Genomic DNA, 21,635 nt, shown 5'->3' with positions numbered 1-21,635 from the left:
AACTATTTTTTGCTTTTACGTTTTGCTTTGTCGCAATGGTAAATATAGAAGCATCCGCCCAAAAGAACAATGCTGCTTCTATATCAAAAAAGCAGGCCCCTAAAATGGATATTCATACGGCAGTTGTAACTGGAAACATTGAAGCCGTTAAACAACATATTGCAGCTGGTACAGACTTAAATCAAAAAGACCCAATGGGAGGTTCAAGTCCATTAATAACCGCTTGTTTATACGAACAGAAAGCAATCGCAAACTTATTAATGGATGCAGGGGCTGACCTGAATAGTAAAAACAACGATGGCTCCACTGCTTTGCATGTGGCGGCATTTTTTGGTAAGCCGGAAATGGTAAAGTTGTTACTGGCTAGAAAAGCCAATAAATCCCTTAAGAATAATTACGGAAGTACTGCATATGAAACTGTTGCAGGCCCATATAGTGCTGTCAAATCTATTTATGAACAAATGCAACAAATATTGGCACCCATGGGGGTTAAGCTTGATCTCAAGTATATCGAGAAAATCAGACCTGCTATTGCTACAATGCTTAAGTAAAATATCTACATATGTCTAACAGAAGATATGATATTGATTGGATAAGGGTGATTGCTATTGGCTTATTGCTTATTTATCACACGGCAATTGGTTTTCAACCCTGGGGCGGCTTTATTGGTTTCATAACCCATAATAATTCATGGGAATCAATATGGGTGCCTATGACCATGTTGAATGTCTGGCGCATACCTATTCTCTTTTATGTATCTGGTATGGGAGTGTATCTGGCCACCCAAAACAGAAACTGGATACAGCTATTTAAAGAACGATTTGTTAGAATAGGTGTTCCTCTATTGTTTGGTAGCCTGGTAATTGTGCCGATTCATTGGCTGGTACTACAGCATTACTATGGAAGGGAATTCTCATATATGCCTGGACTGGGACATTTATGGTTCTTGGGAAATATTCTCTTATATGTACTCGCTCTGGCGCCTGTTTACTACTTTTTAATAAAAAGCGCGAATAATAAAGCGGTTGTTTTTATCAAAAGAATATTCAGTACTCCCTTTGGTTTATTACTGTTTCTTTCTCTGTTTCTTTTAGAAGTGTTATTTGTAAAACCCGTCATGTTTGAAATGTATGCATTCACTTTCCATGGACTTGTTTTGGGTATGTTGGCTTTTCTGTCTGGATTCTTATTTATGCTGGGAGGAGAATCGTTTTGGAAGACATTGCTAAAATGGAAATGGATTTGCTTATTAATTGCCTTAGTACTTTTTATTGTAAGATCTATGCATTCACCCATACCGGCATCCCCATACTTGTTATCAATAGAATCAAACACTTGGATATTCTCAATACTTGGATTTGCGTATACCTATCTGAATAATGATAGTAGGTGGCTGGTCTATTTTAAAGAAGCAGCCTATCCTGTATATATAGTTCACATGGCTTTCTTATACATTGGATCCTGGTTATTGTTTCCATTGAATCTTGATGTAAAGGTGAAATTCATTTTGCTTTTGTTTTTTACTCTTTTGGCAAGTGTATTCTTTTATGAATTCATTTTAAAGCGAAGTGATGTTTTACGACCTCTATTTGGGCTGAAAAGAAAATAACTTAAATAATAACTTTTTCTAGAATGAAAAAAGTAAATACCCGTAAATCATTATTAAGGCGATTTTTCAAATATACTTTTCGTGCAATCGGAATCATAATCCTGATTTTATTAGTCTGGAGTTTAATTCCTTTAAAGGAGACGATAAAACCTATCAAGCCCAGACCAGACACCAGGTATTGGTCTATGACAGAGGGGTATAGAATTGCATACACATATATTGATGGAGACACTGCAAACGCTAATCCCCGCATCATTTTCTTACACGGAGGCCCGGGCGGTTATATTCATTCGGCCATCATTGAACAAATGAAGAAACTAGCCCAATACGGATATGATGTATATCTCTACGACCAAATTGGTTCCGGATTATCAGACAGGCTCCCCAAACCCAAAGATTATTCCTTCAACAGGCATTTGAAGGATTTAAATGAAATTATCAAGGATCAAATTAAAACCGATAAAGTGGTATTAATCGGACATTCCTACGGGGGTATTTTGGCAACTCATTTCTTAGCGAACCATCCTGATAGAGTTGATAAATTAATACTCTCCTCTCCTGGAGATTTACAACCTTACAGAACGAATGAGGATGGTACAATGGCAGATATGAATCAGTTATATCCTGTGCCTTCAAAATACCAATTCAAAAAGCCCATTGAAGTGTTTGAACAGACTGAAAGGGATTTTCTACAGCCTAGGATCGTAATGACAATGGTTTGTGCAATGGCTTTTAATTTTAAATGGTCCAATGATAGAGAGTTTGACGACTATACCAATACCATGGCTTCAAAATTTACCAAAGGGATGGTGGCCAATCCTAATAATGTTAAACCGGAGGAAGGAGGAGCAGGGGGCTATTCACACGGATTTAGTAATTACTATGGGAACCTGACAGATATAAGAGTTAAATTAAAATCACTCAGTATTCCAGCACTTGTTTTACAAGGGCAATACGATCAGGGTGAATATTCATCTGTGTTTGAATATGCAGACTTACTAAAAGGAGAATACAAGTTTATTGAGAATGCAGGACATATTATTTGGTGGGATAAGCCAGCAACCTATACTGAAACCATCGCAGCTTTCTTAACTAAGGACAAAGCCACTAAAAAATTATACACTAAAAACAATTAAAATGAAAAACAAATTAACACATTTTGCCATTCACATAGATCAGATTGAAAGAGCAAAAAAGTTCTATGAAAGCGTTTTTGAATGGGGATTCAATTCTTATGGACAGGACGACTTTTTGCAGATCAAGGCAGACAAGTCAGAGAATGGGGAATTAATTGGTGCAATGCAATCAAGAAAGTATTCACCGGTTCCTGAAAGAATTATTGGATTGGAATGCACAATAAGTGTTGAGAATATTGATGAAACCATGCAAAAAGTAAAAGACAATGGTGGTCAGGTGCTTATGCCCAAAACTGCCATTCCCTACGTTGGCTTTATTGCTAAATTTTTGGACACAGAAGGGAATTTAATTTGCTGTATGCAATACGACCATTCGGCAAGATGAACAGTTTCAATCCCCCAACCCAAAACCTTCCCCAACCCATTCAAATTTTTCTTAAATTCAACTAGCGTCCAAAACACGCTAGCATGAAAAAAATCCTTCCCTTCATTTTCCTCCTGATCACCTCGGCAACCCTGTCCGCTCAGAACAAACAGAAAACCTATCTACTGGTACATGGAGCCTGGCATGGCGCATGGTGCTGGGATAAAGTAGTGCCATTCATGACCAGCAAGGGGTATAAGGTACTTGCCATCGATTTACCCGGACACGGTAAAGACACCACCCATCCAGCCACGCTTACCCATTCAACAGCGCACCCGGGCTGGTTTTTGACTTTTATAAGTGTAGCATAGTAGCCTATCCATCAGTAGTAACATAGATTATCCAACCTTCGCCATTTGTTTAACTTTATTGTAGACTTTTATTAATGATTAAGTTATTGCCACATACTAAAGACATCTCTAAACTTTGTGAAACACACAAGGTGAAGAGTCTTTATGCCTTTGGCTCAGTTTTGACAGACAAGTTTGATGCTAATAGTGATATTGATCTAATCGTTGAATTTGCTAATGTTAATTTGGAGGATTACGCTGATAATTATTTCGATCTCAAGTTTTCTCTAGAAGAAATTCTAAAAAGACCGATTGATCTTTTGGAGGAAAAAGCAATAAAGAATCCCTATTTTAAACAAGCTGTTAATCAGCAAAGACAACTTGTTTATGGACATTGAAGTAAAATCTTGGCTTCATGACATTTTATACTTACAGAATATCAAATTCACGAAAAATTGTCGATACAAGAAGTCGGATAGTTCATGGTTAAGACTCAGTTTCTGATGAGGTTGTTTGGGGCATTGTAACTCTACACTTGCCAGTATTAAAAGCTGAAGTCATTGTTTTATTAGGCGAATAATTTGCTTTATACACAACATAAGGATTTACGCAAGTTGGACTTTCAGCAATGGTCCATTGGCTTTAGAGTTTCAATCAACTTCAGTAATTTGGCTTTTAGCTAATCGAGTTTTTTAGTGGCCAAGCCAGCAGCAGGAAAAACAACTGCATCATTTACAATACTTCCCGAAATGCTTAATTGCAAGGAATTTGTAAATGCTGATGAGATTGCGAAAGGACTTTCCCCTTTCCAGCCAGAAAGTGTTTCATTTCAAGCTGGTCGAATAATGCCTGAAAGAATAGAGGAACTTATAAATATAAGTGTTGACTTTGCATTTGAGACAACATTGACAACTCTTTCATATATAAATACAATCAAACTCGCAAAGGAGAAAGGTATTCGGTTACGTTGCTGTTTTTTTGGCTAAACGATGTAGATCTTGCAATTGAACGTGTTAAGTTGCGGGTAAGCGAAGGTGGACACAATATTCCAGAAGAAACAATACGTAGGAGATATTTTCGGGGGACAAATAACCTTATTAATAAATTTATTGAGGTTTGCGATTTCTGGATTGTTATAGATAATTCAACGAAACCATTTAATTTTGTAGCCGAAGGTCAAGGTGATGTTCAAATAAAGATTCATGATGAAGCAATCTGGCAACTAATTAAAAGACAGAAGGATGAAAAAGACTGAAATCGATATTCAAAATTTTCGTGAACTAATTAGAAAAGGATTAGACCTGACATTTAAGAAGCTTCTTACTCAAAAGAAGGCTCAAAATGGTTTCCTTGTATTATCTGATAAAGGGAAAATTAAAAAAGTAAGTGCTGCTGATATAAATATTTAAAACTATCACTTCACTTAACAATAGGCATTACTTTATTATCATTCAAAATGCTCCATATACTTTTCAAATCTTTTATATTTAGTGTTGATCTTTGCTGTACTATATTTTAGTGGGTCAAAAAATCCACCATACCAAACTAATGTTTCCTTGAACTCCTTATGTCTAAAGTTTTTCATTACCTCTACAAAATGATAAAACCCGCTAATGCCACCAACATCTTCTGGCGGTGAATTTAATTTACCTGTGATGCAGTAGGGTAATTGTTTGATAGGCTTATCAAATTTATTATCTACAACTTTAATGGTATGTTCCCAGTAATCACCAAAGTCGTAAATGTATTTTAGTTCATCACCTATTTGTAAGTTTACTTCTTCAAGAGTGATTTCTCTGGCGTCAATATTAGGGTTATCTTCTAAATCAGTATAGACTATGCCGATGGAGAAGTTTTCATAATTGAACTCAAAAAGATGACTATTATTCCATCCCATAGCAATTTGAACCGCATGGTGAAGCCGATTTAAAGTGAAATTAGTTGGAACGATTATCTTTCTCCATATAAGAGGTTCTGTGTGATCGAGAATTATTTCTAGTACTAGTATATTTAACATGAATCAAATTTAGGGAATATGGGTTTCAATTGGCTTGTGGTAATCAGCAAGCTATTCACCCTTTTCTTTATGCCGGAGAAGTGCCGAAGGAGTTGATGGGGTTATGATGAAGGATTAGTTCAATTTAATTAGAAATTCTATTCCAAACTGAACTAAGGGTAATTTTATGTAATTTCATTTTCAAAGCCAGTAATTAAATGTTTAATACTTTAGATATAGACAGAAATGACTTGACAATTCTTGGTGTTAAATTTTCGGATTTAAAAACATTAGAAGGTACAGCAAATGCTCTTACAAGCAATATGTTTGAAGGGTTCAGCCCTACACCCAAAGGGGTTGAGTTAATTAGAGACTATGTAACTGATAAAATATCATTAAAAGAATTAGTGGTATTTGCTAAGCAATAGGCTTATATTTAGTTCTTACAGGTATATTGACCTAACTAAACAGCATTAAAATATATTTATTACTTACACCCATTTAGAGAGGGAAACGGGAGGGCTCAAAGAGAATTTATAAGATTGTTAGTGTTAGGAAAAGGGTATAACTTAAACCTGAATCCACCAGAAAATAGGGATGTCTACGAGAGATATATGAAAGGGACAATTGAAAGTAGAGTAGATATACTGAATGATTTAATTTTAGATCTTATTAATGGTACAGATTTGTAGTTTCTAAAAAATCAAAACACACTATGATGGACTCATTAAAGATTCTTAATGAATATGAAAAGCAGTAAATTTCTTTTAGCATACATTTTCCTTAGTTTGTTTTCTGTAACAAGTTACAGTCAGCATGTACTTAGGTATGCGGATTCTATTAGAAACCATTATCAGATTCCTGAATTGTCATATGCTGTTTTAAATTCGAAGAAGATTTTGGAAATGAATGCAATGGGTAAGCATTCTGTTAATCTCCCCGACACGGCCACTTTAAACGACCGTTTCCATATTGCATCGAATACAAAAGCTATGACCGCTTTTATGATTGCAAAGTATGTAGAAAGTGGAAAACTAAGTTGGTCAACCAAGTTCTTTGATTTGTTTCCGGAATGGAAAAAGGAAAGTAAGGTAGAATACGAAAATATTACTTTAAAGGATTTGCTTTCTCATAGAGCTGGAATTCATACACTACAAGGGGATAGTACTGATCCGGAAGTCCCTTCTTTTAATGGAACCAAAGTGGAAAAACGAAAGGCATTTGGTAGGTTCGTATTAAAAATTGACCCATTAAAGACCGATAGTCTGCGACCCTTCATATATTCTAATGCTGGATATACTTTGGCTACTTTAATGTTAGAGAAAGTAACCAATCAATCTTGGGAAGAGTTGGTAATTAAAGTATTCAATGCGGATTTGAAATTGGATGTGGCATTTTCATGGCCTGAGAATCAAAAACGTAAGGATACCTGGGGACATAGTTTTGAAAAAGGAACTTTAATTCCTGTTCCTTCAAATACCGATTTCCGTTTGGATTACACCGAACCTTCCGGTGATTTAAATCTGAAAATTAAAGATTTTGCTAAGTTCATTCAACTCCATTTGAATGGACTTCAAGGAAACAATAATTATTTGAAAGCAAGTACTTATTCATTCCTGCATAATGGCTTGAAAAATTATGCGATGGGTTGGTATAATATTGAGGAGAATGGGGGTGAATATTCCACGCATTCAGGTACAGTTGGAACTTACTATACTACTGTGCAGATTAATCGAAGTAAAGGCATTGGGTACATAATATTTACCAATTCATTCAATAATAATACGCAACAAGGTGTAAGATTGCTGATGCGTAGATTAAAAGAACTTTTTTAATAACAGCTTCACCATTAACTTATACAATCTTGCATAATCAACAGCCTTAATCGCCCTGCCATTTTATGATCATAATAATCTAACTCTGTATGAAATTCATAATTACAATACTCGGATTTTTAAACGGTGCTTTTATGCTAATTGACGGGATTTTTGTAACTGTGAAAGGAAAGTATATAGGGCCTGAAAAACCAGGACCTTGGGCTAATATTTTTTATAAAATAAATATTGACGTTTTTAAACTTGGGTGGTTATTTATTTTATATGGACTATTATGGCTTATTTGGATTTATGCATTATGGACAAACAAAGATTGGACTTACCCAGCGGGGTTAATAATTAGCATTTTGACAATTTGGTTTTTGCCAATTGGGACATTGATTTCCATGATTGTGTTAGTAACACTTTTATTTTGGAGATTTAAGATAGGACTGTGAAAATATAATGAGACTTTTATAAAATCCTAATTGACTCCGTTTTTCAAATTTTGCTTTCAAACTCCACACGGAATTTGTGAATCTATACCCCCAAAACATCCCCCGCACATTCAAATTTTTCTTATATTCAACTACCATGTTTACAGTTGAACAATTACAATCTGCCCATAGTATAGTAAAATCAGGGGCAGATTTTCCAGCTTACATTAAGGAAATAAAATCCTTGGGTGTTACCAAATATCAAACCTATGTTTCAGATGGACATACAAATTATCATGGAGCAAATAACTATATAGCAAATGTTCCAGCCAAATACGAGACTGTTGATATTGCAGATTCAGTTAACGAAGATGTATTCAAAGCTGAGTTAAAGGCCCACCAGCAAGGAAAGACTGATTTCCTGACATTTATTAAAATGTGCGCATCTACCGGAATTGAAAAATGGGAAATCAATATGGAGAAAATGACTTGCACCTACTACAATAAAGCAGGCAATGCCCTATTGATTGAGCAGATACCTCAATAATTCTATTATTTAGATTATCAACTCCAATTAGCATCGTTTTCCCCCCTGCACAAAATCCCCCCCCCCAGTAATCCACCCATACTTCAGACAAAAAATACCACATTTTCCGTATTGACATTACGGATAAAATTCCACTAATTGTATCCAATACTGAATACACGATTTATGAAACAAGCTACCATCACCCTATGCTTTATACTGGCAGGAATATTTGCACAGGCGCAACAGGCATTACAGAATTATCAGGCAGCTATAAAAGCACTGGAAACTCAGGCTGAAAGCAAAGCAAAATCCGATGAAAGAGGAAAAGCACTTGCTAAATTCTTTGACAGCCGTATAGCCGAAGCCAGTAAAGAAAAAGCTGTACAGGAAACAGCTCCATACTTGCGTCAGTTAATAGATTATGATTTTTTGGCTGCCTATAAATTTTTAATGAGGGTCAATAACCAGGAAGATATGACAATGTTTATGAACAACTACCTGTCAAAAGACGAGCAAACATTGGTCAAAGCAGTAGCAAGGCACACTACACTATATGCCAATACCATGAATGGACCTGCCTATCCTTCAAACGTGCCACCACCAGGAAAGGGGGTAAGGGGGAATTGGCAGAATAGTGTGAATGTAACTGTCAGTGGCTTAGACGAATTTAATAAAGGATATACTGCTTATAAAGCTCAGAAATATGCAGAAGCAATGGATTGGTTTATAAAATCAGCTGAAAAAGGGAATGCGAACGGCATGGAAAGTGTTGGACTTTTGTATTTAGAAGGTTCTGGTGTAGAAAAAAGCTTTACTACGGCCCTCAGTTGGTATCAAAAAGCATTACAAGCAAATCCGAAAGACCAGGTTTATAAAGATATGGTTAATCAAATGAGCAACGGTAATGCTGAATTCATTGACGGTAGCGCTTTCTTTAGAGCAGGGAATTATGAAAAAGCAAAATTGTTTTTTCTGACGGCGGAGCAAAAGGGGCATTTAGCCAGTTCGTTTTCTCTTGGAGCAATTTATTATGAAATAGAAAAGGATTATGCCAAAGGTAAATTGCAGTTTAAAAAAGCGGCAGATAAAGGGTATAAAGAAGCAAAAGAAGCTTTGCGGATTATTGAAGAGGATGAAAAAGCAGAGAAAGCGAGTAAAAACCTAACATCCTTTAAAGGCACAAATGGGAAATATGGATTTAAAGACCCCAAAGGAGAAGACATAGTTAACCCTAAATATCATAAAGTAAAGGATTTTTCAGAAGGAATGGCTGCGGTATGTATAATGGAAGATGGGACGGAGAAATGGGGATATATTAATGAAAGCGGAAAAGAGATTACAGCTTTTATATACGGAGATGCGCTTCCCTTTTCAGAGGGACTGGCCGCGGCAAGACCGCTTGGTAAAACCTGGGATGCTTTTTATGGTTTTATAGACAAGTCAGGTAAACTGGTTATACCACATTTGTATCCTTTTGTTTTTGATACAAATATGTCGGATGGGTGGATGTTTATGAATGGGAAGGCCAAAGTGTATAAGGATAAGAGAATTTTCTATATTGATAAAACAGGGAAGGAGGTGAAGTAAAATAGTGTATTCTTCTTGCCACGGTCAATCCACGATAAAGAGAGAATGCAAAAGTTTATTTACATGTCCTAATTTTAAATGATGGAAATATTAAACTATATCCTAAGCATTAATCCCAATTATATAATAATTGGTCTTCTGGCATTCTTCTATACCCTGGAGCAAGTGTTTGATAATCCATTCACTTTCAAGCAAAGAGGGAAGCATTTATTTCAAAACATTCTTTTTCAAATAGTATTCTTTGCTTTAAACTTATTTTTCTTTACTATTCTGGTTAGCAGTATTGAGTGGCTCAATACAAAAAAAATAGGGCTGCTTTATCTTATAGAGTTACCTTTTTGGATAAGGTTGATTTTGAGTGTGATGCTTTTTGATTTTGCAACCTATTGGCTCCATAGGGCTTCGCATAAAATTCCTTTGTTGTGGAGATTGCATAGAGTGCATCATAGCGATACCCAAATGGATTCTTCTACCACCTTTAGATTTCATCCCATTGAATTGGCTATTGTATATCAGGCTGGTAATATAGTTGCGGCAGGAATATTTGGACTGGATGTAACATCATTGGCACTATATTATTTCATTGTTTACATTTTCTTCTTTATAGAACATTCTAACCTGAATTACCCTAATTGTTTGAACAGAACATTAGGGCTGCTTTTTGTGATGCCAGACCATCATCGGGTACACCATCACCAGGAGCAGGTGTACACGGATTCTAATTTTGCCGATATTTTCATTATTTGGGACAGGCTTTTTGGAACATTTAAGTTAATTCCTGTGAATCAGATGAAGTATGGCTTGGTTGAATTTGAGGAGGAGAAGCAGCAGTCCTTTCTCTATCTAATGAAAAGTCCCTTTATTACCATTAAAAGAGAAGTTTCAGATAATTCAAAGAATTGAATAACCCCAGTTTCCTCTTAAATCAAAACAATAGCTAAATACGTATTTCTTCGTATTGCCTTTATTCTTCTTGATGACTATATTGCCAACCATGAAGTCACTAAGAATTCTTCTGATTGTCATAACATTTTTGTTAGTTGTTGTTGCAGGTAATACACAGTCACCCATATTCTCCAGCCGCAACGCCTATGATCCCCAAAAGAATACGATAGGCAGGGCCCAGTATGATTTTATTTACAATCAGTTGTATGCCCGGGAAATAGGGTGGGGTAAAATAAGTTCATTTGGTATAGAAGTAAGGAGCAGAAATAAGCAGTACAATAAAGTTTATCTCTTTGGAGATTATATTAAATCGTATACTCTTGAGAAAAAAACCTATCTCTATTTGGCGTATATAGAAATGGACCCTGATGCCAGTGGGAATAAAAAAGAGCAGTTAAGGTTGTTTTTTTCAAACCACAATATCAGGGAAAAACAAAGGTGGGCAAATGATACCAGAACGGCTAATGAAAAGGAGATAGTAGCCGATATTGATAATAAGCCAATAATAGTGGCAGAAACCCAGCCTGATGTATTTCTGGAAGTAGAACGTTATTATGAAGGAGATAGTGGACCTAAAGTAAAAGCTTTTGGAACTACCACCTATATCTATGATGTAAACAGTCTTCATCCCAACAATTCTCCTGTCATTATTGGAAAGTTATTTCAGTATAAACCCGAACTGCTGCGAAAAAATATTTATGAATCCGCAAAGCTGGTGAATTATAATCCCAATGGTATTGTATCTGGCTCAATTGATTACATTACTAAGGAAGGTGGGGAAGTTCTTCCTATGTTCCGAATAGAAAAACTGGATGAAAATGGAAAACTAAAAGAAGTGAATTTTAATGATATCATCGGGATGTACATGGACAGTGGTAAAGTTTATTTTAAAGGAGGGCTTGGCATTCCGGTAGGGGTGAAAGAAAAATGGCCTGCTGCTATTCGCGATCTCAAAACCGATCTTAATTTGCTGGAAGAAATTAATCAGAAACTTACCAGAGAACCCGTAGAAAATAAAGAACAGCTTCGGGAATTTTTTGTCAATTTTAATAAGCTCGATGAATATGAATTGATTGATGAATCCCGAAAGACCGTTTTTGGTAAGCCTGTCAAATACATTTACAAAGGCACGTTTAATAAGGAAGGGGTTCCGCATGGTTGGGGGATCATGTACGCTGCTAACACAGACGACGAGTATTTTCTGGGACAGTTTACCAATGGAATGCCCGACGGCTTAGGTATACGAAACTATTTTAAGCTGGATAAGCCCGAAGAGATCTATAGCAGCAGGGGTTTGCATGTAGGAAATCAATTGGTTTATGGTACTAAATTTACCCCAGTAGTTAATGGTAATGGTTCATATGCTACACATGGCGATTTCAGATTAGGTGAGCTGAACGGGACGGGTATTCGTATCTGGTCAAGGAGCGATGGGGTTGGTGACGTAACTGTGGGTAGTTTTAAGGATGGACGACTACACGGTGCGGGAAGTGTTTATGACAACAACAAGTCGCTGGTTGGCATATTTGAAAAGGGATCCTTCGTATCTGGTAATAGCATAACCGATAAAATTTATGACGACAGGTACTATCCGGGTGTGGTAGTGCTTTACCGTGGTAAAAAATATGTGATCATGAAAAAGGAGAATGGTATGTTCTTGCTGGATGACGGTAGTTCGGTTTCTACCAAAGCAGATCTGACCCTAACCGGTGAGCGCTCCCTTCGGGCCAAAGCCTGTCTTATATGCAATGGAACCGGCTATCTAAAGCCTACAACCAATACTGTCTTTTCCGGGGTAACCAAAACAGAGAAAACCTATCAGACAGGACCCACAGGTTATATCGTTTGGGAAAAGACCACCAAAAGCACCACCGCACCAGTTACCACTTCCCGTACGAGCCGTTGTACAGCTTGTGCGGGAGGATTGGCAGGCAATGAACCTGTACCGCTCGGAACAAATAAAAGATAAGAGTCATTTTTTATAGGTAATTATATAATCATTATTAAATTTGATTATATGAAGCCTATAATAATTGTCTTTTTAGGATTTTTTATTCTATCCTGTAGTACCCATTCTGAATCCACTAAAAATAGAGATCCCAATCTGGATTGGTTACTGGGTAACTGGAAAAGAACCAATGAAGAAGCGGGAAAAGAGACCTATGAAAATTGGGGAAAACCCAATGACAGTAGCTATTCTGGTATTGGTTTAACCATTCAAAAAGGCGATACCATATTTCAGGAGAAAATGGACATTTTTCTATCCGGAGGCAAAGGGGCTTTATTCGTAAAAATGCCCGATGAAGAAAAAGCTACCGAGTTTGTGTTGACAGAGCTTACACCCAATGCATTTGTTTTTACAAATGAAGCGAACGAATTCCCCAAAAAGATCAAATATTGGTTAGAAAGGGGAAAGATCAAAGCGGTGATTTCCAATGATTCACTAGAGATTCCTTTTGAATTTGAAAAAATTAAAGAATGAGATCAGTATTCATAGCAATTCTACTGTCAATCAATGGCTTTTTTGTTTTTGGCCAGAATCTGGATAATGAAAAACTAAGATGGTTCAATTTCTATTGGGCTGGGGATAGTGCTAATCCCAAAGAAGCCATGATGTTAAGATCAACCATTGACACAGTTAATTTTAATTTGCGCTGGCAGTTCGATACCGGTTCACCCAGAACATTTGTATATGGCAATGTTTGGAACTCTTTTACAAGGGCATTTCCTTATCTGGATAAATTATTCTTTAAAGTTGATACACTAAAGGCAGATGGATTCATCAATCTTAAAAATGGCGGTATTGTAATTTCAGGAAATAAGCTCCCCAAAAACATCATTGGTTTTTTGCCCAATTATGGGAATAATATAGACAAAGAGGTAATTATGGAAAACCTGGGTTCCTCTACAACCCTTGGTACAATGGGAATTGACCTGTTTAGAAATGGAGTTTTAATTATTGATTTCAAAAAGAATAAAATAGGATACGCAGATCAATTGTCGGCGCAATTTTATGCGAACAAGATGAACACAATTGACTTTACACTGTATCAAAATAGAATCATATTACCGATTAGAATTGGGTATGCATTTTTTCCCTTCTTTTATGATAGTGGCGCCAGTTTATTTCCTTTGAAAACAACAGCCGCATTTCCTGATTTAAGTAATATGGTTAGTTACACCGATACCTTATTTAATATTACTACCTGGGGAAAATCCTATGACGTTCCCGGAGGGAAAATCAGGAAAAAGGTTAAACTGGGTAATCTAAAGATTGGCAGTCCTAAAATTTATGTTCATCCTGATCCGGAACTTTATCATACAAATATTTTTAAGGAAGCGGGAGCATATGGTCTTATCGGTAATGCTTATTTCGAAGACAAAATAATCGTAATAGACTTTACGAAAATGAAGTTTACAATATTGTAATAAGGCACTTGAAACTGAATGCAATGAACAGTGTTCCGAATCAAATCCCAATATAGAGCTGAAATTCAAAAAAATACAATTGGTAAAGAATGATATTTAAATATATAACCTTCAGCATCTCTATTGTATTCATTTCTTTTATTGTTGGGATGATTACGACCGCTATAATTAAAAACTCAAACCTTTATTCGGAAAAGCTTTCCTCACTTAATTTTATCAAAAGCGATTGGGTTAATAAGCTATTCGGAGTTGAATTGGTGAAGTGGGTGGTAAAGAATACAGTATTTAGGTATTTAAATCCTTCCCTGAAATGCGACAGGAAAATGAATATAGCTGATTTGCAACGTATTCGAAAAGAAATGACCAAGGCGGAAATTGATCATTTGTTTGCCTTTGTATTTGTACTGATTTTTGTACTTATTCAGTTGATGAATCAGAAATACCTGGGGGCAGGCATCATGTTAGTAGTGAATATATGGATGAATTTAAATCCCTCTTTGTTGCAACAGCAAAATAAAAGGAGAATTGATAAGTTAATAAAAAGATTAAATACATAAACTATGGTCATTCTTGCCAAAATACTAATTGCCCTTGTTGCGCTTGAGCATCTTTATTTCCTTTATTTTGAAATGTTTGCCTGGGAAACCATTGGTAAAAAGACATTTAAATCTTTGCCAGCACACTTGTTTAAGCCAACCAAGGCTTTAGCCGCTAACCAGGGACTATACAATGGTTTTCTGGCAGCAGGATTAATTTGGACATTTTTTATTACTGATGCAGTTTGGTCAAAAAATATTGCGCTCTTCTTTCTGGTTTGTGTGGCTGTAGCCGGAGTTTATGGGGCAATAACTGCCAGTAAGAAAATCTTCTTTGTTCAGGCCTTGCCAGCCATGATTGCTATCATTTGTTTGCTTATTTATGAAAATGGAAATAATCAATGATCCCGAAGATGGACTTATCTGGAAATGGGAACTAAATAAAAGATAGAAAATGAGACAAAAACTAAACTTAATAACACTCGGAACGGATGAATTTGAAAAATCACTCAACTTTTATGAAAAAGGTCTGGGTTGGAAAAAATCAGATAAAAGTTTGGATGGCTTGGCTTTGTTTGATCTGGGCGGAATTATTTTGGCATTGCATCCAAGAAAGGACCTGGCGGAAGACACAACCTTGCCCTACCAATCAAGCTCCTTTTCTGGTCTGACAATCTCTCATAATACAAGATCGGAGAAAGAAGTAGACGAAATTTTGGAAAAAGTGGCAGCACTTGGTGCTACTATTGTAAAACCAGCGCAGAAGGTTTATTGGGGTGGGTATAGTGGGTACTTTAAAGACCTGGATGGTCATTTATTTGAAGTTGCTTTTAATCCATTCTGGGAACTTGACGAAAATGACAACGTGAAGCTTTAATATTAAATATATATTTATGAACCGAATACTCGTTCTAATCAGTTTATCCGATAGCGGAATTCAAACCATTATTTCCACTCCGGATTTGCCCAAAAGAGAAATGGAATTTGTAAATCAATGGAAACAGGAAGGAATATTGGAAAGCTTCTTTATTTCGGTTTCCAAAAAAGAAGCAGTCTTGATCTTTCAAAATGTGGATGAGGCAAAAACAAAGGAACTAATTGAAATCCTGCCTTACTATCCCTATATGGCCAAAATTGAATACCATAATTTGAATAAGCAGTTTTGATACATTTCTAACCTTCAATAGCGCATGAGATTTTCATCATTGTTAAGGGGTATTTCTTTGTTTTTGCTTTTTTTATTTTTTGCTACTTCTCTGGAAGCCAAAAATTCAAGATTAGGATTTATACTACCCAAGGATTCTCTTTCAGTACCTCTTAAAGAAAAAATCAAACCCACTTCTTTTGTTTGGACTAGTGATATTTTTAACTCAGTAAGAATTATGAGTAAAAATGCTACTAATGAATTTTTTAAAGACAGGCGGAGAAAAGGCTATTACTCTTTTTCAGTACCCATTTTTCTGAAAAACGATACCTATTGTCTTTTTTATTCAGACAATCATTGTGGTTATGAATGCGGGGAAGGTCATTTAAAATTATATAGAAATGAGAAAGGTAAATGGACTGAAGTAAAAACCTACTGTAAATGGATAAGTTAAAATCAATATTCAACAACTTCCTGATTCTTACACTTTGTTTTTGTCTTCTCTTTTCCTGCAAGTCAGAGAATCCCAAAGAAGGCGAATACGAGTTAGCAGTAAAAGGTGGGAAGCTATGGTATAAAGTAATTGGATCCGGTACAAAAACTCCAATTGTAATGTTGCACGGTGGACCAGGGTTTCCGAGTTACTATTTAACCCCGCTTTTCGAATTAGCCAAAGACCGTCAAATCATTGTCTACGACCAATTAAGTTCCGGACGCTCATCCAATTCAGTAGATACCAGTTTAATGAATCTTGAAACTCAGCTGGAACACTTAAATACACTTTTAAAAGAGTTAAATCTCAAAGAGTTTTATCTATATGGCCACTCTTATGGATCAATGCTGGCTGTAAGCCATTATTTACGAGGAGAATATAAGCCAAGTGCTATGATTTTAGAGAGTCCCTTCTTCGACGCAAGAACCTGGGTGGCTGATAGTTACAAGAGAGTTAATGCTATGGATTCCATTGATCGTATTCCTTTATTGAATTTCATTGCAGGAAAGTATACGGACACAGCTAATTACGCAAAGGCTTTGAATAAATATTATTCTTTGTTTTATAACCGGAAAATGAATAGATACCTTGATTCATCCATAGTACATAGCGGAAAGTTGCTCGGTTTACAAATGAACGGTGCTAATGAATTTTTGGTAGGTGGAAATCTAAAAGACATGAATTTGATTGGAGAACTAAAGAACATTAAAGTTCCGGTATTATATACAACAGGAGAGTTTGATATTGCTATGCCTGAAACGGTAAAGAAGTTTCAAAGCCTTACCCCCAATGCGCAATTTGTGGTAATTAATAATGCCGGTCATTCGGTCATGAATGACAATACCGCGGCTGATTTGAAAGCTATTAGGGCTTTTATAAATTCTTTAGAAACAAAGACTAGTAAATAAGTATATTTAAGTACAATCCTTCAATATGCGAATCCTTTACACCGGCATCCTGGTATGCCTTGCTAATTTTGTTTTTTCCCAAAAAAATGCATCCGTCTCATTTGAAAAATGGGTCAGTTTAAAAAGCTCCAATTCCCCGGTTATTTCCCCTGACGGAAATACAATTGTATATACAGTAACTTCAACCGATTGGGCAGCGAATAGTTACGACTCAGAAATATGGATGTATAAGGAGGGAGGAGAACCTTTCCAACTCACCCGAACCAATAAGTCAAGCAGCACAGCGGTGCAATTTTCTCCGGATGGACGCTTCGTATCATTTCTCGCAGACAGGGGAGAGAAAACCCAGTTGCATGTTATTCAAGTGAATGGAGGGGAAGCCATACAAATCAGCAAAGAGGAGGAAGGGGTAAGTGCGTATAAGTGGAATCCGGATGGATTACAAATTGCCATCACTAAAACCGAAGCAGATACGAAGAGAGATAAAACCATCAAAGAGCGCTATGGTAGTTTTGGTGTAGAAGGAGAAGAGTACAAGCAGACACATTTATGGATACTAAACTTTAACCAGGACAGTGTAAAAATTCAAGCTTCCAAAAGGTTAACTGAGGGCAATTTTAATGTGAGTGGGTTTGATTGGAGCCCGGATGGGAAGAGCATTGTTTTTAATCGCCAGAAAGATCCGCTGATTAATTCTGGCATCAGCGCAGATATTGTTATGATCAATACAAGCGACAAAAAAAGCACCTCCTTGGTTGCCAATCCTGCTGCTGATGGATTTATTCGTTGGAACCCGGAGGGAACCGAATTTGTCTATAACAGTACCGTGACTGATTCTGTTTCTCAGTTTTATAAGAACAACCGGCTTTTTATTTATGATATGGCAAGTAGAAAGAGCCGGGAGATTGCTACCGATATTGATGAGAATAAAAATGTAATTGACTGGAATGCCAAAGGGCTATTTATTTTGGCCCTGGAAAGAACCAAACAAAAGTTGTATACAGTAGATACCAAAACGGGCACCAGCAAACCAGTGTCACTTCCACTTGATTTGGTTGCGGCATTGTCTTTCAGTAAGAATAGTGATGCAATTGCATTATTGGGTAGAAACTATGAAGGACTGAGCGATGTGTATCTATGGCGCATGAATGGACCGGTAAAGTTGATTAGTAATAATGCAGCTCAAATTTCCAGCTGGAATACTCCGGTTAATGAAGTAATTCAATGGAAGAGTAAAGATGGTGCTTCCATCGAAGGCGTTTTATTGAAACCCAGAAACTTTGAGCCTGCAAAAAAGTATCCCTTATTGGTTGTAATTCATGGTGGGCCTACTGCAATTGATTTTCCGGAACCGCTTCCAACGAATGTATATCCGGTGATGCAATGGATAGAAAAAGGGGCCGTGGTGCTAAGGGTAAATTACCGCGGTAGTGCAGGATACGGCGAGAAATTCCGGTCTTTAAATGTTCGCAACCTGGGAGTAGGTGATATGTGGGATGTAGTTAGTGGGGTTGAATTTCTCAATAGCAAGGGCTTTATAGATACCTCAAGAATGGGGAGTATGGGATGGAGTCAGGGAGGATATATCTCTGCTTTTCTTACCACCAATACCAATATGTTCAAAGCCATTTCTGTAGGTGCAGGTATTTCCAATTGGGTAACTTATTATGTGAGCACTGATATCGCGCCTTTCACCCAGCAATACCTTAAAGCTACGCCCTGGAGTGATATGGACATTTATCTTAAGACCTCACCTATGACCAATATTAATAAGGCAAGTACGCCTACCTTAATTCAACATGGTGAATTTGATAAGCGCGTTCCTATTTCCAATGCCTATGAATTGTACCGTGGCTTACAAGACAGGGGCATCCCTTCTAAGTTGGTTGTTTACAAAGGTTTTGGCCATGGCATCAATAAACCCAAAGAGCGCTTGGCTGCCATATGGCATAACTGGCAATGGTTTAATAAATATATTTTTGGTGAAGAGGAGGCTTTACCGGTTGACTAAATTTATTTTAAATGCGATTGTATTTTTTGTTAGTTGCTCTTTTGAGTTTGGTTTGCAACCAAGTTCAGACAGCAACAATGGAATTGCTACAAGGTACCTGGCAACATGTAGAAGACCCCACTAATTATTTGGTTTTCGAGAAAAATCTTCGAAAGGAAATAGCAGGGGGTATGTCAGAGTGGGATTCTGAAGCATTTATTCTATCTGATAAATGTCTTAATGAATCAGATAAAGGGGCTGAGGCGACCACTGAAAAGGGATACTATATTAGTTGTGCACAATCCAACCTGTGCTGGTTTGTAGAAGAAGTAGACAAAGACAATCTGGTTTTAAATTATATGGGTCGGGGTAATTTTTTGACTTATAAGCGAGTAAAAAAATAATTTTTATTAAAAAATAAATATTTATTGTTTATCAATAAATATTTACTATTTTGCGGCATAATTAAAACATCCTATTATGTCAAAAACAAACAATTTTGTATACTGGAGCCTATATACCATTGCCTGGCTCATTTTTGTTGGCTTATCCATTGAAACCGGAGGCCTGATCGTGAATTTCTTTTTCAGTTTGTACAAACCGGAAGTGGTGGTGAATCTGTATCAGAAATTAGATCTGATGCCAATCTATAAAGAGAGCAAATGGGCTTTCTTCGGGCTTTATGGTTTTTTGTTGGCGATTGGTTTATTAAAAGCCATATTGTTTTATATAATAATCGTGCTGATGCATAAAATGGATATGAAAAAACCATTTAGCTCCTTTGTTTCAAAACAGATATCAAGAGTGAGTTATCTTACCCTGTCCATCGGCTTACTGGGGTATATAGCGAAAAAGATTACGGCTAGTCTTAACCATTATGGATTTACAACCAGTCACTTAGACCAATTCTGGGTAGATAGTCAGGCATTCATTTTAATGGGGGCTGTGGTTTATATTATTGCAACGATTTTTAAAAAGGGAGTAGAAATTCAAACCGAAAACGATTTAACTGTTTAAGCTATGCCCATAATTGTAAACTTAGATGTGATGATGGCAAAGCGTAAAATGTCACTGAATGAGTTATCAGAAAAAGTTGACCTTACATTGTCTAATCTTTCCATTTTAAAAACTGGAAAAGCAAAAGCCATACGTTTTAGTACTTTAGAATCCATTTGTAAAGCCCTGGATTGTCAGCCAGCCGATATATTGGAATATAGAAGTGGGGATGAAAGTTAACTTACACCTGTAAAAACATATTCTAAATGTTAAGGACAACTACCGAGCTAATTGCCTATTTGAAAGTTGAAAAATCGGAAAGAGATGTAACCATCATTCAGAGTCTGGTTAATGCTATAATGAAATGCGGGAACAAGACAGATATGGATGCCATTTTAAATCAATTACAGGATGATCCCTTCGATTTTCATTACTCGTATCTATATCCCATTTTTAAAAAGTGGGGAGATGAAAAGGTGGCTGCACAAATTTTTAAGGTAGCAATAAGTAATAATCGGTTGTTGGATGCCAATAATCCTGAAGTATTAGCATTACTCGGCTATTTGAAATATACGCCAGTTAAGCAGGTTTTGGCTGATTATATATTTGAATCCCCGGAAGAAGCAGATTATTATATCTCAAAGTATGCCATCTTAGGCCTCCTCCATTTTGACTGTACAGAATACCAGGAAAAAATTAAAACAGCCATTGAGAACTGTTATGGAAAAAACTTATTTCCGGAATTTATCCCTGCATTGGTTTCTAAAGTAGAAAACAATAGTACATTGCTCCAAAATCTATATGATTTAGGTTGTGAGTTTGCTTCTACCGATTGTAATGCTGGGATTGTTTATGGATTTTCACTTTGCGGAAATGCAGGGAGAGCATATTTCAGGAAAGTGCTTTTTGATCCGGGTTGGGAAACGGATTCTACCGGAACAGGAACCATCCACTTCGCATACAAGGGACTCAAAAAACTTGGTATCACTTTTAAAGAACTTTATCATGAAATAAAGGCGCCGGAAATGAAGGAAAACTTACAATACAACTTTGGCGTTTTTATTGGGCTCTTAACTAGGAGAATTGATGATATAGATACTGATCAATTAGAAAGCTTCACAGATTTACATACATTCTTGTTCAAGTGGAAAAACAATGATGAGAGTGATAATTTAATTGATTTGGCAACACTTGTTGATAAGGCGGAAGAGGCCTACCACTTAGAAAAATTGGTTGAATTAAAAATGAACGAGGAGGCGATTTTGTTGAACTTTAATAGCCTTAATTCTTTTCATTAACACAGCCTTCCCCTTTTTTTAAAAAAATATTCCATATCCTGTAACAAATCATTTGCCTATGCATCCAAACTGAA

29 protein-coding genes are annotated in these 21,635 nt (G+C 36.5%); 28 read left to right on the top strand and 1 reads right to left on the bottom strand.

Annotated elements, in window-relative coordinates:
- The 8 genes from F777_RS0113510 to F777_RS18040 form a co-directional block, all read left to right on the top strand.
- On the top strand, nucleotides 1-551 hold a 551-nt coding region (locus F777_RS0113510; RefSeq protein ID WP_071790359.1), incomplete at its 5' end, for an ankyrin repeat domain-containing protein.
- A gap of 11 nt (nucleotides 552-562) precedes the next feature.
- Nucleotides 563-1,609, top strand: coding sequence for an acyltransferase family protein (locus F777_RS0113505; protein WP_037369515.1), 1,047 nt, complete (start codon nucleotides 563-565; stop codon nucleotides 1,607-1,609).
- 23 nt (nucleotides 1,610-1,632) lie between these two features.
- Entirely contained in the window at nucleotides 1,633-2,745 is a 1,113-nt protein-coding gene (locus tag F777_RS0113500) for an alpha/beta hydrolase (protein ID WP_026752509.1), read from the top strand.
- Between the two features lies 1 nt (nucleotide 2,746).
- Nucleotides 2,747-3,130: a VOC family protein gene (locus F777_RS0113495; RefSeq protein WP_026752508.1), complete on the top strand. Its 384-nt coding sequence runs from the start codon at nucleotides 2,747-2,749 to the stop codon at nucleotides 3,128-3,130.
- 83 nt (nucleotides 3,131-3,213) lie between these two features.
- The gene (locus tag F777_RS0113490) at nucleotides 3,214-3,480 is read left to right on the top strand and encodes an alpha/beta fold hydrolase (protein ID WP_026752507.1); all 267 of its coding nucleotides are present in this window, start codon (nucleotides 3,214-3,216) and stop codon (nucleotides 3,478-3,480) included.
- Nucleotides 3,481-3,554: 74 nt separating this feature from the next.
- A complete protein-coding gene (locus tag F777_RS0113485; RefSeq protein WP_037369512.1) occupies nucleotides 3,555-3,857 on the top strand; it encodes a nucleotidyltransferase family protein in 303 nt (100 codons plus the stop codon).
- A gap of 297 nt (nucleotides 3,858-4,154) precedes the next feature.
- Nucleotides 4,155-4,445, top strand: coding sequence for a hypothetical protein (locus tag F777_RS18445; RefSeq protein WP_235785956.1), 291 nt, complete (start codon nucleotides 4,155-4,157; stop codon nucleotides 4,443-4,445).
- Between the two features lie 255 nt (nucleotides 4,446-4,700).
- The gene (locus F777_RS18040; RefSeq protein ID WP_161631522.1) at nucleotides 4,701-4,868 is read left to right on the top strand and encodes a hypothetical protein; all 168 of its coding nucleotides are present in this window, start codon (nucleotides 4,701-4,703) and stop codon (nucleotides 4,866-4,868) included.
- A gap of 38 nt (nucleotides 4,869-4,906) precedes the next feature.
- Here F777_RS18040 and F777_RS0113470 read toward each other — a convergent pair whose 3' ends face one another.
- Nucleotides 4,907-5,476, bottom strand: a complete 570-nt coding sequence (locus F777_RS0113470) for a plasmid pRiA4b ORF-3 family protein (protein ID WP_026752505.1) — start codon at nucleotides 5,474-5,476, stop codon at nucleotides 4,907-4,909.
- Between the two features lie 197 nt (nucleotides 5,477-5,673).
- Between F777_RS0113470 and F777_RS0113465 the strand changes: the two genes are divergently transcribed.
- The 20 genes from F777_RS0113465 (at nucleotide 5,674) to F777_RS0113370 (ending at nucleotide 21,561) form a co-directional block, all read left to right on the top strand.
- Nucleotides 5,674-5,883: an antitoxin VbhA family protein gene (locus F777_RS0113465; protein ID WP_026752504.1), complete on the top strand. Its 210-nt coding sequence runs from the start codon at nucleotides 5,674-5,676 to the stop codon at nucleotides 5,881-5,883.
- A 318-nt stretch (nucleotides 5,884-6,201) separates the two neighbouring features.
- Nucleotides 6,202-7,290: a serine hydrolase domain-containing protein gene (locus F777_RS0113460; RefSeq protein WP_026752503.1), complete on the top strand. Its 1,089-nt coding sequence runs from the start codon at nucleotides 6,202-6,204 to the stop codon at nucleotides 7,288-7,290.
- 89 nt (nucleotides 7,291-7,379) lie between these two features.
- On the top strand, nucleotides 7,380-7,727 hold the full coding sequence (locus tag F777_RS0113455; protein WP_026752502.1) for a hypothetical protein: 348 nt from the start codon (nucleotides 7,380-7,382) through the stop codon (nucleotides 7,725-7,727).
- 136 nt (nucleotides 7,728-7,863) lie between these two features.
- Nucleotides 7,864-8,253, top strand: a complete 390-nt coding sequence (locus F777_RS0113450; RefSeq protein WP_026752501.1) for a DUF1398 domain-containing protein — start codon at nucleotides 7,864-7,866, stop codon at nucleotides 8,251-8,253.
- A gap of 165 nt (nucleotides 8,254-8,418) precedes the next feature.
- The gene (locus tag F777_RS0113445; protein ID WP_026752500.1) at nucleotides 8,419-9,822 is read left to right on the top strand and encodes a WG repeat-containing protein; all 1,404 of its coding nucleotides are present in this window, start codon (nucleotides 8,419-8,421) and stop codon (nucleotides 9,820-9,822) included.
- Nucleotides 9,823-9,903: 81 nt separating this feature from the next.
- The gene (locus F777_RS0113440; RefSeq protein ID WP_026752499.1) at nucleotides 9,904-10,725 is read left to right on the top strand and encodes a sterol desaturase family protein; all 822 of its coding nucleotides are present in this window, start codon (nucleotides 9,904-9,906) and stop codon (nucleotides 10,723-10,725) included.
- A 91-nt stretch (nucleotides 10,726-10,816) separates the two neighbouring features.
- Nucleotides 10,817-12,736, top strand: a complete 1,920-nt coding sequence (locus tag F777_RS0113435) for an MORN repeat-containing protein (RefSeq protein WP_161631521.1) — start codon at nucleotides 10,817-10,819, stop codon at nucleotides 12,734-12,736.
- 48 nt (nucleotides 12,737-12,784) lie between these two features.
- The gene (locus F777_RS16800) at nucleotides 12,785-13,249 is read left to right on the top strand and encodes a DUF6265 family protein (RefSeq protein WP_051408619.1); all 465 of its coding nucleotides are present in this window, start codon (nucleotides 12,785-12,787) and stop codon (nucleotides 13,247-13,249) included.
- Nucleotides 13,246-14,196, top strand: coding sequence for a hypothetical protein (locus F777_RS0113425; protein ID WP_026752497.1), 951 nt, complete (start codon nucleotides 13,246-13,248; stop codon nucleotides 14,194-14,196). Before F777_RS16800 ends, F777_RS0113425 begins: the two co-directional genes overlap by 4 nt.
- Nucleotides 14,197-14,285: 89 nt before the next feature.
- Nucleotides 14,286-14,753, top strand: a complete 468-nt coding sequence (locus F777_RS0113420; RefSeq protein WP_026752496.1) for a glycosyl-4,4'-diaponeurosporenoate acyltransferase CrtO family protein — start codon at nucleotides 14,286-14,288, stop codon at nucleotides 14,751-14,753.
- Nucleotides 14,754-14,756: 3 nt separating this feature from the next.
- Nucleotides 14,757-15,137: a DUF1304 domain-containing protein gene (locus F777_RS0113415; RefSeq protein ID WP_026752495.1), complete on the top strand. Its 381-nt coding sequence runs from the start codon at nucleotides 14,757-14,759 to the stop codon at nucleotides 15,135-15,137.
- Between the two features lie 49 nt (nucleotides 15,138-15,186).
- Entirely contained in the window at nucleotides 15,187-15,609 is a 423-nt protein-coding gene (locus F777_RS0113410) for a VOC family protein (protein WP_026752494.1), read from the top strand.
- A 16-nt stretch (nucleotides 15,610-15,625) separates the two neighbouring features.
- Nucleotides 15,626-15,898, top strand: coding sequence for a hypothetical protein (locus F777_RS0113405; protein WP_026752493.1), 273 nt, complete (start codon nucleotides 15,626-15,628; stop codon nucleotides 15,896-15,898).
- Nucleotides 15,899-15,922: 24 nt separating this feature from the next.
- Nucleotides 15,923-16,330 carry a hypothetical protein gene (locus F777_RS0113400; protein WP_026752492.1) on the top strand — a complete coding sequence of 136 codons (408 nt, stop codon included), beginning with the start codon at nucleotides 15,923-15,925 and terminating at the stop codon, nucleotides 16,328-16,330.
- A complete protein-coding gene (locus tag F777_RS0113395; RefSeq protein WP_026752491.1) occupies nucleotides 16,318-17,277 on the top strand; it encodes a proline iminopeptidase-family hydrolase in 960 nt (319 codons plus the stop codon). The genes F777_RS0113400 and F777_RS0113395 overlap by 13 nt, the downstream gene beginning before the upstream one ends.
- A 25-nt stretch (nucleotides 17,278-17,302) precedes the next feature.
- Nucleotides 17,303-19,288 (top strand): alpha/beta hydrolase family protein, encoded by a 1,986-nt coding sequence (locus tag F777_RS0113390; protein WP_026752490.1) that lies wholly within the window; start codon nucleotides 17,303-17,305, stop codon nucleotides 19,286-19,288.
- A 77-nt stretch (nucleotides 19,289-19,365) separates the two neighbouring features.
- Entirely contained in the window at nucleotides 19,366-19,671 is a 306-nt protein-coding gene (locus tag F777_RS0113385; RefSeq protein ID WP_037369509.1) for a hypothetical protein, read from the top strand.
- 76 nt (nucleotides 19,672-19,747) lie between these two features.
- A complete protein-coding gene (locus F777_RS0113380; RefSeq protein WP_026752488.1) occupies nucleotides 19,748-20,284 on the top strand; it encodes a DUF2975 domain-containing protein in 537 nt (178 codons plus the stop codon).
- 3 nt (nucleotides 20,285-20,287) lie between these two features.
- Nucleotides 20,288-20,503, top strand: coding sequence for a helix-turn-helix domain-containing protein (locus F777_RS0113375; protein WP_026752487.1), 216 nt, complete (start codon nucleotides 20,288-20,290; stop codon nucleotides 20,501-20,503).
- Between the two features lie 26 nt (nucleotides 20,504-20,529).
- Nucleotides 20,530-21,561 (top strand): hypothetical protein, encoded by a 1,032-nt coding sequence (locus F777_RS0113370; protein ID WP_026752486.1) that lies wholly within the window; start codon nucleotides 20,530-20,532, stop codon nucleotides 21,559-21,561.
- Nucleotides 21,562-21,635: the final 74 nt, after the last annotated feature.

Origin of the sequence: Sediminibacterium sp. C3 (assembly GCF_000508085.1) — a bacterium.
GTDB lineage: Bacteria > Bacteroidota > Bacteroidia > Chitinophagales > Chitinophagaceae > Sediminibacterium.
Note: the sequence above shows the minus strand (reverse complement) of the source record. Positions and strands in the feature narration are given on the sequence as shown.

What these genes read in the sequence shown, in the direction of transcription:
- F777_RS0113505 (WP_037369515.1), top strand. Translation starts at nt 563, where the DNA reads ATGTCTAACAGAAGATATGATATTGATTGGATAAGGGTGATTGCTATT.
- F777_RS0113500 (WP_026752509.1), top strand. Translation starts at nt 1,633, where the DNA reads ATGAAAAAAGTAAATACCCGTAAATCATTATTAAGGCGATTTTTCAAA.
- F777_RS0113495 (WP_026752508.1), top strand. Translation starts at nt 2,747, where the DNA reads ATGAAAAACAAATTAACACATTTTGCCATTCACATAGATCAGATTGAA.
- F777_RS0113490 (WP_026752507.1), top strand. Translation starts at nt 3,214, where the DNA reads ATGAAAAAAATCCTTCCCTTCATTTTCCTCCTGATCACCTCGGCAACC.
- F777_RS0113485 (WP_037369512.1), top strand. Translation starts at nt 3,555, where the DNA reads ATGATTAAGTTATTGCCACATACTAAAGACATCTCTAAACTTTGTGAA.
- F777_RS18040 (WP_161631522.1), top strand. Translation starts at nt 4,701, where the DNA reads ATGAAAAAGACTGAAATCGATATTCAAAATTTTCGTGAACTAATTAGA.
- F777_RS0113470 (WP_026752505.1), bottom strand. Translation starts at nt 5,476, where the DNA reads ATGTTAAATATACTAGTACTAGAAATAATTCTCGATCACACAGAACCT.
- F777_RS0113465 (WP_026752504.1), top strand. Translation starts at nt 5,674, where the DNA reads ATGTTTAATACTTTAGATATAGACAGAAATGACTTGACAATTCTTGGT.
- F777_RS0113460 (WP_026752503.1), top strand. Translation starts at nt 6,202, where the DNA reads ATGAAAAGCAGTAAATTTCTTTTAGCATACATTTTCCTTAGTTTGTTT.
- F777_RS0113455 (WP_026752502.1), top strand. Translation starts at nt 7,380, where the DNA reads ATGAAATTCATAATTACAATACTCGGATTTTTAAACGGTGCTTTTATG.
- F777_RS0113450 (WP_026752501.1), top strand. Translation starts at nt 7,864, where the DNA reads ATGTTTACAGTTGAACAATTACAATCTGCCCATAGTATAGTAAAATCA.
- F777_RS0113445 (WP_026752500.1), top strand. Translation starts at nt 8,419, where the DNA reads ATGAAACAAGCTACCATCACCCTATGCTTTATACTGGCAGGAATATTT.
- F777_RS0113440 (WP_026752499.1), top strand. Translation starts at nt 9,904, where the DNA reads ATGGAAATATTAAACTATATCCTAAGCATTAATCCCAATTATATAATA.
- F777_RS0113435 (WP_161631521.1), top strand. Translation starts at nt 10,817, where the DNA reads ATGAAGTCACTAAGAATTCTTCTGATTGTCATAACATTTTTGTTAGTT.
- F777_RS16800 (WP_051408619.1), top strand. Translation starts at nt 12,785, where the DNA reads ATGAAGCCTATAATAATTGTCTTTTTAGGATTTTTTATTCTATCCTGT.
- F777_RS0113425 (WP_026752497.1), top strand. Translation starts at nt 13,246, where the DNA reads ATGAGATCAGTATTCATAGCAATTCTACTGTCAATCAATGGCTTTTTT.
- F777_RS0113420 (WP_026752496.1), top strand. Translation starts at nt 14,286, where the DNA reads ATGATATTTAAATATATAACCTTCAGCATCTCTATTGTATTCATTTCT.
- F777_RS0113415 (WP_026752495.1), top strand. Translation starts at nt 14,757, where the DNA reads ATGGTCATTCTTGCCAAAATACTAATTGCCCTTGTTGCGCTTGAGCAT.
- F777_RS0113410 (WP_026752494.1), top strand. Translation starts at nt 15,187, where the DNA reads ATGAGACAAAAACTAAACTTAATAACACTCGGAACGGATGAATTTGAA.
- F777_RS0113405 (WP_026752493.1), top strand. Translation starts at nt 15,626, where the DNA reads ATGAACCGAATACTCGTTCTAATCAGTTTATCCGATAGCGGAATTCAA.
- F777_RS0113400 (WP_026752492.1), top strand. Translation starts at nt 15,923, where the DNA reads ATGAGATTTTCATCATTGTTAAGGGGTATTTCTTTGTTTTTGCTTTTT.
- F777_RS0113395 (WP_026752491.1), top strand. Translation starts at nt 16,318, where the DNA reads ATGGATAAGTTAAAATCAATATTCAACAACTTCCTGATTCTTACACTT.
- F777_RS0113390 (WP_026752490.1), top strand. Translation starts at nt 17,303, where the DNA reads ATGCGAATCCTTTACACCGGCATCCTGGTATGCCTTGCTAATTTTGTT.
- F777_RS0113385 (WP_037369509.1), top strand. Translation starts at nt 19,366, where the DNA reads ATGGAATTGCTACAAGGTACCTGGCAACATGTAGAAGACCCCACTAAT.
- F777_RS0113380 (WP_026752488.1), top strand. Translation starts at nt 19,748, where the DNA reads ATGTCAAAAACAAACAATTTTGTATACTGGAGCCTATATACCATTGCC.
- F777_RS0113375 (WP_026752487.1), top strand. Translation starts at nt 20,288, where the DNA reads ATGCCCATAATTGTAAACTTAGATGTGATGATGGCAAAGCGTAAAATG.
- F777_RS0113370 (WP_026752486.1), top strand. Translation starts at nt 20,530, where the DNA reads ATGTTAAGGACAACTACCGAGCTAATTGCCTATTTGAAAGTTGAAAAA.